The sequence below is a fragment of the Labilibaculum sp. K2S genome (assembly GCF_030372765.1).
Classification (GTDB): domain Bacteria; phylum Bacteroidota; class Bacteroidia; order Bacteroidales; family Marinifilaceae; genus Labilibaculum.
In genome coordinates this window covers 418206-427863 of record NZ_JAUCMW010000002.1, presented here as the reverse complement: position 1 = coordinate 427863, position 9658 = coordinate 418206, and the positions used below count along the sequence as shown (strand labels likewise).

Sequence of the window (9658 nt, the reverse complement as noted above, 5' to 3'; positions counted from 1 at the left end):
GCCTTATGTATTGCCTCTGGCTTCAGCCAGAGGATTATTGAATATTATTGCCCCAGCTAAAGCAGGGGACAAAGGACATGAGGGGTATTGTGTTATTTTGATGATGATTATTTGATGTTTTATGCATTGCCTTATGTATTGCCTCTGGCTTCAGCCAGAGGATTATTGAATATTATTGCCCCAGCTAAAGCAGGGGACAAAGGACATGAGGGGTATTGTGTCCTTTTTTTTGATGATGATTATTTGAGGTTTTATGCTGTGCCTAATGCATTACCTCGGGTTTCAACCCGAGGATTGATAAGGTGTTTTGAATGGATTGCCCCAGCTAAAGCAGGGGACAAAGGACATGAGAGTCATTGTATCATTGTTTGATAATTATTTAATGTTTTTATGCATTGCCTCTGGCTTCAGCCAGAGGATTATTAGATATTATTGATCCAAGGTTTTCATATATTTTTTGAGTAATTTTTCGGCAAATTTAACGATCCACTCCCATGAAATTGATATCCTCTGCTTGTCCGCGAAACTGCTACAGCACCTGCAGCATAAAAGTTCGGGTAGAAAACAATACAGTCACAGGCATTGAACCCCATATTGAAAATCGGGCAACCCCCGAAGGACCTTGCATTAAAGGCCTGGCTTATGTGGAACGAGCCAATTCCAAATCAAGAATATTATACCCGCAAAAAAAGGTGGCCGAAGGGAAATACGAGCGGATTTCCTGGGAGGAGGCTTTGGATACCATTGCTGAAAAACTAACTCATTGCAAAGAAAATTTCGGTCCTCATTCTATCTTGTATTTTGCCTCAAGTGGCATGTCGGGATTGTTGAATGGCGTGAGTACCAACTTCTGGAAACTCTTTGGAGGAGCAACAACCACTTATGGTAATTTGTGCTGGCCCGCCGGATTGGAGGCAACCCGATTGACATTGGGTGCGAACAAACACAATGCTCCCTGGGATCTGGAATACGCCAAACTGATTGTTTTGTGGGGAAAAAATCCTGCCGAGACAAACATTCAGGAGATGATTCCTATCGAAAAGGCTCAGGAGAAAGGGGCGAAATTTGTAGTTGTCGATCCAAGAAGAACTCCATCTACCGAACGGGCAAACTCTTTGTTTCAGGTAAAATCGGGAACCGATGCGGCATTGGCATTAGGCTTGGCACGGGAAATCATCAAAAATGATTGGATCGATCATGAGTTCATAGAAAAAAATGTATTGGGTTTCGAACCGTTCAAAGAGCGGGTAGAGGCGTACACGATAGAAAAGGTATCGCAGATTTGTCGAATTTCAGAAGATGCCATTCGCAGCCTGGCCAAGCAGATCGGAACCATTAAACCCATGACTCTGATTCCGGGGTATGGCTTGCAGCGATACGAAAACGGCGGTCAGACAACCCGCTGTTTATTGGCCCTTTCGGTGATAACAGGAAACATTGGCAGGAAAGGCGGCTGTTGGCATTATGCCAATTTGCAAAGCTATGTTTTCGATGATGTAAAAGAACCGGAATCATACTTTCCGGGTTGTGAACATCCCAGTTTTCGCAGAAAAATATCCGTAGCCAAATTGGGTGAAGATTTGCTAAACATCAAAGATCCGGAAGTGAAATTCATTTGGGTGGAGAGAGGGAATCCTTTGTCGCAAAATCCGGATACCAATTCCATTCGCAAGGCATTTCGCAAAGCAGATTTTCGGGTGGTGGTAGAACAATTCATGACCGATACGGCTTACGAGGCAGATCTTATTTTGCCGGCCAAGAACATGTTCGAGCAATCGGATATCATTGGTTCGTATTGGAATCCGTATGTGCAGCTGAAACAAAAGGTTTTGGAACCTGCCGGAGAAGTGAAGCCCGAAACAGAAATATATTACTTGCTGGCCAAACGTCTGGGTATGGATGAGGCGGCAATCAGCAAACACATTCCGGAACCAACGGATGAAGCCATTGAAGAATATTTGAATGGATTCTTAAAAGACTTTCCGGAATTGAGTTTGGAAGAACTAAAGAAAGGACCGCAACTGGCCAATTCTTTCGAGGAGATACCATTCGCAGATCATCAGTTCCCGACTCCATCGGGTAAAATAGAATTGTATAGCGAGCAAGCCAAAATACTTTGGGGAATTGATGCCTTGCCGGATTATGTGCCCTTGCCGGTTCAAAAGGAGTTTCCCTTGCAGTTGATTTCACCCAATTCTAAAAACAGAATTCATTCTCAGTTTGGAAATTTGGAGGTTATCAAACAATTCGAACCCGAAGCTTATTTGTACGTTCATCCATTGGATGCCGAAGCAAAAGGAATCGCAAACAGGGAAAAGGTTGAGATTTATAATCATCAGGGAAAATCGGAAGTAAGAGTACAATTCGATTTGGGTTTGCGTCAAGGAAATGTGGTGCTCACCAACGGACATTGGGCCATAAATGGTGCCGCACCAAACCTATTCACCACAGGAAAAGAAACAGATATTGGGCATGGAACAGCTTTTCACAATACTTGGGTAGATCTAAAGAAAATTAAGAATTAGTAATTATGAATTAATAATAGAACAAATTATAAGTTTGAAATCAATTGCGCCCTAAACGTTTTAGAGAATAGCTTTTACTTTATTCATTTAGATGGTATTATGTGCATGATTTCTTTAAAGGGGATTATTTAAATTACGTGCTGATTGGCATCTATTTTAAAGAGTTTTTGTTTTATCTCTAAGATTTAGTAAGACCGGGAAGCTGAGAACTTGTTCGAAGATCACCCGGCCGCACTTAAGCTTGAGGTAAATAAGAAAGCTTTTTAAAATGTAGCCTTGATTTTTTTTATTCGTAAATGAAATTTCTGGAACTCATGATCTCTCTTCGTTCGGTAGCTTCGTTTTTTGGATCAAGCCAAAAAATGAAGTCGGGCTTGGGCGGATAGCCCAATACAAAAAATAAATAGGACAATGTTGGTTTGAAATGTAAGTCAACTTTAAGAACTAATTTTAAAGGAACGTGAATAAAAATGCATTCATATTTAACACGAATAAATGTGTTGGCTGTATGGCTTGTGTTGCCGGTTGCAGCATTGAAAACGGCACCGGTTTACAGGTGAATTGGCGCGAGGTAAACTGCCACAACAATTTAAAGCATCCCAGCTTGCCGGTCTTTCATTTTTCATTGGCTTGTAATCATTGCGAAGATGCCCCCTGCATGAAAAATTGTCCCGCGCTGGCTTATACTCGCGATCAAGAAACCGGAGCCATCATTCATCATGCCGAAGCTTGTATTGGCTGTAAATATTGCACTTGGGCTTGTCCGTATGATGCACCAAAATTTAATAAAAGCACTAAAATTGTTGAGAAGTGCAATTTTTGTGTCGATAGAATCTCTGAGGGGAAACGTCCGGCTTGTGTTGAGGCTTGTCCGGTTGGGGCCTTGGAATTCGGACAGAAAGAAATAACTGAAGAAGATCATATCACTCCAGGTTTTATCAATATTGGGATCAAACCATCCATTCAGCTAATTCCCTTGCTCGAAGAGCATACAACACCAGCCATCGAAAATTTAGATGCGGTGGAAATTAGCAGCGAGAAGTTGGAAAGTTATCTGCCAAAAGAGGAATCGAAAGTTTCTCTTGATAAAGAATGGACCTTGGTACTTTTTACTTTGGCTGTTGCCGGATTGGTGAGTTGGCAGGCGGCTCATTTGTTTGGAAAAGTTGGAATGCCATTGATTCCTTTTGCGATTGTCTCCGTAGTTGCAATAGCACTAACATCCCTGCACATAGGTAAGAAATTACGCATGTGGCGATTCATTTTGAATGTGAAAGGTTCGTGGCTGAGTCGTGAAATTGTCTCCTTTTCAGCATTTCTTGGATTAACAGGCCTGCAAATCATCACCGAAAATCAGATCATTGGTTATGTGGCCATAGCTTTTGGCATATTCAGTCTGATATCGGTAGATAGGGTCTACAAATTCCTCAAAAGAAAGGATGGATTGGTATTGCATTCAGCTATGGTGAGTTTAACCGCAATTTTACTTTTTGCCTGGATTGCAGCAATACCTATCTTGCTCGAATTAATAATTTTGACAAAAGGGAGTTTGTATATTTGGCGAAAAGCAATAGTAAAGAAAAAAGGAATCAGGTATTTTCCTGTTCTTTCACTCGTGAGAATTCTTTGTTTATTGCTGGCCTATATTTTATTGGATCTTGACATGGTAATGGTTTTACCAATTTCTTTGATTATCATTCTTGCAGGAGAAATAATTGACAGATCTGAGTTTTATTACGAATCAGATATTGTAACACCAATGGGTGAGTTGAATGACTTACTAAAGAAGAAAGGAACTGTATAATTGCAATTGTTGAGTGTTCTCCCTTTAAGGGGAGATGTCCGAAGGACATAGGGGTGAAGCTATAAGAGAATTACGAATTCTAAATTAGAAATTACGAGACCTGACAGCGTCTTTAGACCTGTCAGAGTCAATTAGAAGAATAACACCCTTTCGCCTGTCGGCACTTTCCCTAGAAGGGAAAGACTCTTAAATGAAAAAGTCACAAGTTGAATTCTCCCTTCTTGAGGGGAGATGGCGATAGCCAGAGGGGTGTTTTAAAGTTTCAATACCCCAAACCCCTAAAGGGGCTTTAAAAGAATTATTGCTTAATTTGTTTTGCATATTGGAAAAGTCCCCTTCAGGGGATTTAGGGGTAGTTAGAAATTAATATACGTCAAACCACAATACAATGAAGAAAAAAGAAATCAACGCATCACATACGCCGCTTTACCGCGAAGCTGGCTTTAATCTGCAAAATTCGAAGCGAACCAAAGAAGCTTTTGCTGCCGAATTGAATCATGCTCACGAACCTGAAGATTATATCTATTCCAGATATCGTAACCCGACTGTTGTAGCGGCCGAGAAGCAGATTATGGAATTGGAAGAATGCAATTGGGCTTTGTTGGTGGAAACCGGAATGGCGGCCATTGATGTTGCTGTTTCTGTTTTTCAGAAAGGAGCAGCAACCCGTCCTTGGTTGTTCTTTCATGAGATTTACGGAGGAACGAATTCATTTATTGATACGGTGTTGATCAAGCGTCGTAATTTGGATGTGCACCGTTTTTATGCGAATGAGGGTTTGTATGATTTTGAGGAATTGGAGCGCATGCTGGCAGAAATTCAACCTGAGTTTTTGTATTTCGAAGCCGTTTCGAATCCCATGTTGATTGTTGCCGATGTAAAGCGCATCATGGAATTGGCCAAGCAATACAGAGCTAAAATAATTGTAGACAATACTTTTGGAACACCTTACTTGTGGAAACCACTTTTGGATGGAGCTGATCTGGTGATTCATTCAGCTACAAAATACCTGAGCGGACATGGAAACATTACTGCCGGTGTTATTTGCGGGAATGATGAGGAACTGATGAAAGAAGCCATTGAATACCGAAAATGGGCAGGTCATTTCTTAAGTCCTGATGATGCTTACCGATTGGGAACACAGCTGAAAAGTTTCGAGTTGCGATTCGATAAGCATTGTAAGAATGCAATGGAATTGGCCAAATACCTGGAAAATAATTCTAAAATAGAGGAGGTGTTGTATCCCGGACTGGAATCTCATCCTACCCGAAAAGAGGCTGTGGCTTTGTTTGGCGATAATGGTTTTGGTGGGATGATCACCTTCGATATCAAAGGAAATTCTGATGAGGACAAAAGAGAAAAATGCAATCGCTTTATTGCGGCTTTGGAAGATACAATTCCATTGGTTCCGACATTGGGCGAAGTAGATACCATTTTACTACCTGTTGAGCCGGTTTGGGGTGCAAAATATCCCTTACCGGGAGTTATTCGATTATCGGTAGGAATCGAGAATATCGAAAAATTGAAAGGCTTGATTGGTGAGGCTTTGGAAAATATGTAACCTGTGGGGGCACGATAGGTCGTGCCCCTTTATTTTAGATATCTCTTTAATGGTTTATGATATGCCAATTTAATTTCAAAAGTATCTTTAAATAAAATGGAATTATTTTTAGTTAGATCAAGGCAAAAAAGTAAAACATATCCGGGTTACGTTGCATCTTTTTTAACGAAGATATAGTTGAAAGAAACATTTTATAAAATCAGTTTTGATGTTAATTTGGTATTAAATAGTAAGGATTTACAGTTTTTACTATTTAGCTCCTAATTGGTATTATTTAGTTTTTATAGTTCCATTTCTATATAAATCTAAAGCGTCATTTAATAATAATTCAATAAAATTAACAGGCAGGTCTTCATTCGGGTTTACTCTAAAAATTTTCATTCGGGAACGACTTCCTTCTTCTAATTCCGGATGGGTCAAGTGTTTTCCTTCAACCATAAGAATATAAGGCTCATCTGTTTTCTTGTCAGTCCAAAGGTAACAGAACATTTTTTTCTTGTAGCAAAAGCAAGGCATTCCCCATTTCGTTGTCTCTGTAATGTTATCATCTTGTGTAAGAATAATCTTTCTCAAAGCAAGTAAGCAACTTTTGTTCGGTTCTTCCTTGTTTAAATAATAATTATCAGTTTCTCGAATCATATTTTTTTCAGATGTTATTTTACAGCAATTAAAAAGTCTATTGTTGCGTCATTTGGGTTTTGTAATTTTTCTCCAAACACTTCAAAATCTGCTGTATAAACCCGATCTAAATCCATTCCCCATATTTTTGTCCATTCATTTACAATTAATCCTTTTGTTAAATCTCCTTTGGCTGATATTTTAATATATTTTCCACCTTCAAATGATTTACCAACCATTCCGTTGGGTATTTCATTTAGATTTTCAACTTTGCAACCCAAAACTGTTGTGTATGGCCTTGTATGGTCGCTTTCATATTCTGTATAGATTGAATAAATTGTATTGTCAATTTTGTTCGGTATTTTCTCAAGAATTCCTTCCGTCATAAACTTGTTCCACAACCCTCCAATGTCTGTTGCCGCTTGTTCGTTTTCGTTTGTAGTTCTTACTGAAATACCGATTACTTTAAATGCATTAACACTTACCTTTTTCATATGATTATAATTTGTTTTTGACTTGTCATATGGAACTTACCGTGCTGAGATAATCATCTCCCTGTGTGTCAAAATTGCTTAGGCATGGACGTTTCATATTCTTATTTTTTATGATTTGTAATGTTACAAAAGTAAATGCAGGCTATGACAAAGGTGTGTCAGGGGGTGTCATGTATTTTTCCCTGCAAATTTCAAAATATTCTTGAAGTGTCATTTTTTGAGGTTCAAAATGCTCTTTTTGAACAATTAATTTCTCAATATGGTCAAGTCGAAAAACTCTAAAATCATTTCTTAACTGACAGATAGCAATTAACAGCCAGTTTTCTTGGGTGCTGTATATTGCAAATGGTTCAATTGTTCGTTTTGTAAATTCTCCTTGCAAAGATTTATATTCAATTTTTATAAGATTAGAATTTGTAATTGCTGATTGAATGGTCATTAAATAATCACTTGTTTTCTGACTTTCCGGATTATTCCTGAAAAATATTCTTTCAGATAAAAACTCAATCTTTTCTTTCTGAGAGTGTCGTAAAATCGATTTTATTTTAGAAACAGCATTTTGATATTCCTCGGTAAAAGATTTGTCTTTGTTTCTTACTATTAGTTGTTCAGCTGTTATTAAGGCATTTGCTTCTTTTTCTGTAAACATTACTGGGGGAAGATTGAATCCTTGCATTAGGGAATAGCCTTTTCCTTCTTCTGTAATTATTGGGATTCCAGAATTTTCAAGTGTTCTAATATCCCGATATACAGTGCGGATGCTGACATTATGCTTTTTAGCAATTTCGCGGGCCGTTAAAATCTGTTTTGATTGTAGTTGAGTTAATATAGCAGTTAATCTTGACAGTCTAGGTTTTTCTTCCATTTTGGATGGTTTTTTGCTTGTGTGTGGCACGTTTTATTTTTCTATGTATTTTGTTGCATTTGTTCCCGCTCACAAGAAACAAGAAATGTTAGAGCTATTAAAATTAAAGAAAAATGTAATAGTCCTTTTATGTCTTTTAATTGTTTTATTTATAGGGTGTTTATTACAATGAAAGCCACATTGGGCGAAGTAGATACCATTTTGTTACTGGTAGAGCCTTTTGTGAAATTAAGTGCTTAAATGTTTGGTTTTATCTTAGAATGCTCAGAATGACAATAAAATCGAACTTTTTGGACCCCAAACTGGTGCGATTGCATCGCGTTCCTTTTAAGCTTATCTGCTTAACTTTTTATCACACGATACAATCGTGCGACAGCGTTTTTTTTCCGCCCATGAATCTACAAAACAATAATCCCTAAACAAAAGAAACAAGTTGGTTATTTTACAAGGCATTATTTTTAGCGCAAAAAGGAAAGTGATATTCGGAGTATTACAACCGACTTTGGTATTATTGGTAGGTAAAAATGAGAATTTCTTATGCCTGTCGGGCAAATTGATATTCCAGATGGATACTTTTATACTCCTGTAGCTCGATTTGAGTCTCCTGTTGTTCAAATGTTGCTCCTGTTGCTAAGTTTAGGTCTCCTGTTGGAGAGATAGTGCTCCTGTTGCTCAGTTTAGGTTTCCTGTTGGTAAAAAGACCTTCCTGCTGCAAAACGGGTCAACAGTAATAGGGCGTACAGCATGTTTATCTCTTGTTCATGAATAAAAAAAGGGTCACGACCTATCGTGACCCTAGCTAAATATTATTGAAGTTTTTTTATTTCAGCAAAATACCAATTTTAAGACCAGCCGTTATAGTCAGTGGTGTATCCGAATTGGCACCCGAAAAACCATAATGATAGGATTCGTAGTCATTATTACCACTAAAGCCATAACCTAATCCAAAGTACATATCCAAAAGAAAAATATCGTTAAAAACATATTGCTTTCCTACAATAATATTAAATGCAACCGCCCAATTCGACTCACGCTCACCATAATTAGATGAGTAACCGTATAAATAATCATAATTTCTGTTCTCATAAGAATAGGTCGAGAAAGCAATCTCAGGTTTTACATAGGTTCCTTTTAAAACATGAGCGTAACGCATGCCTTTCAAATAAAAGTCTGGACTCTTTATAAATTTCATACCAAACTTCGCAAAAGCACCTCGGGGATTCTCGTCGTTATTATCAACACCTAAACCAATTATCCCCAAACTAACTTCCCAGCTTCTTGAAGGTCGGATTAGTTTTTCATATGATAATGTTGTGTTTCCGGTTAAGGGAGCCAGAAAATCTACTTTAATGGCATGTTTTTTCTGATTTTCATAGGTTTCCTTTCCATAAAGAGAATGAGAAAAGCTCAGCTCTTTCCCGTTTTCCAATATGATTTTCAGAATGTCATTTTTATCGATTCCAAACAGAATGTCATTTGAGGTTTCCGGAATGATGTATTTTACCTCATCGGTTAAAACTTCCTTAACCTTACATGCAATGGTATCCTGATTGGTTTTTACAATTTTGTCTTGAGCACTAAGCTGAAAAGAAGAAAACAAAAGAATTGGTAAGAGGTATTTTAAATAATTCATACTTGGTTTATTTAGAGTTTAATCTTGTTATTAATGCAAAAATTCAAATTTCACGTAAATCAATATGAAAAATAATTTGTGAATTTATCAAAATAAAATTGGATTAATGTTAACAGAAGTTTTTTTTAATATAGATCAATTGTCTATTTGTATTGATT

At 37.8% G+C, this 9658-nt stretch carries 7 protein-coding genes; 3 read left to right on the top strand and 4 right to left on the bottom strand.

The features are described from left to right. Positions 1-494: 494 nt before the first annotated feature. The 3 genes from QUH73_RS04920 (at position 495) to QUH73_RS04910 (ending at position 5890) form a co-directional block, all read left to right on the top strand. The gene (locus tag QUH73_RS04920) at positions 495-2525 is read left to right on the top strand and encodes a molybdopterin-containing oxidoreductase family protein (protein WP_289529347.1); all 2031 of its coding nucleotides are present in this window, start codon (positions 495-497) and stop codon (positions 2523-2525) included. 460 nt (positions 2526-2985) lie between these two features. Further along, on the top strand, positions 2986-4329 hold the full coding sequence (locus tag QUH73_RS04915; RefSeq protein WP_289529346.1) for a DmsC/YnfH family molybdoenzyme membrane anchor subunit: 1344 nt from the start codon (positions 2986-2988) through the stop codon (positions 4327-4329). Between the two features lie 388 nt (positions 4330-4717). Next, positions 4718-5890, top strand: a complete 1173-nt coding sequence (locus tag QUH73_RS04910; RefSeq protein ID WP_289529345.1) for a trans-sulfuration enzyme family protein — start codon at positions 4718-4720, stop codon at positions 5888-5890. 270 nt (positions 5891-6160) lie between these two features. Here the strand turns inward: QUH73_RS04910 and QUH73_RS04905 are convergent, their stop codons facing one another. From QUH73_RS04905 to QUH73_RS04890, 4 genes are all read right to left on the bottom strand, one after another. Then, on the bottom strand, positions 6161-6529 hold the full coding sequence (locus QUH73_RS04905; RefSeq protein WP_289529344.1) for a DUF1801 domain-containing protein: 369 nt from the start codon (positions 6527-6529) through the stop codon (positions 6161-6163). A gap of 14 nt (positions 6530-6543) precedes the next feature. After that, positions 6544-7002 (bottom strand): GyrI-like domain-containing protein, encoded by a 459-nt coding sequence (locus tag QUH73_RS04900; protein ID WP_289529343.1) that lies wholly within the window; start codon positions 7000-7002, stop codon positions 6544-6546. Positions 7003-7144: 142 nt separating this feature from the next. After that, positions 7145-7867 carry a helix-turn-helix transcriptional regulator gene (locus QUH73_RS04895; RefSeq protein WP_289529342.1) on the bottom strand — a complete coding sequence of 241 codons (723 nt, stop codon included), beginning with the start codon at positions 7865-7867 and terminating at the stop codon, positions 7145-7147. Positions 7868-8687: 820 nt separating this feature from the next. Further along, the gene (locus tag QUH73_RS04890; protein ID WP_289529341.1) at positions 8688-9500 is read right to left on the bottom strand and encodes a hypothetical protein; all 813 of its coding nucleotides are present in this window, start codon (positions 9498-9500) and stop codon (positions 8688-8690) included. Positions 9501-9658: the final 158 nt, after the last annotated feature.

Bases quoted from the DNA above. Each gene is read 5' to 3' on its own strand.
- QUH73_RS04920 (WP_289529347.1), top strand. From the start codon at position 495: ATGAAATTGATATCCTCTGCTTGTCCGCGAAACTGCTACAGCACCTGC.
- QUH73_RS04910 (WP_289529345.1), top strand. From the start codon at position 4,718: ATGAAGAAAAAAGAAATCAACGCATCACATACGCCGCTTTACCGCGAA.
- QUH73_RS04905 (WP_289529344.1), bottom strand. From the start codon at position 6,529: ATGATTCGAGAAACTGATAATTATTATTTAAACAAGGAAGAACCGAAC.
- QUH73_RS04900 (WP_289529343.1), bottom strand. From the start codon at position 7,002: ATGAAAAAGGTAAGTGTTAATGCATTTAAAGTAATCGGTATTTCAGTA.
- QUH73_RS04895 (WP_289529342.1), bottom strand. From the start codon at position 7,867: ATGGAAGAAAAACCTAGACTGTCAAGATTAACTGCTATATTAACTCAA.
- QUH73_RS04890 (WP_289529341.1), bottom strand. From the start codon at position 9,500: ATGAATTATTTAAAATACCTCTTACCAATTCTTTTGTTTTCTTCTTTT.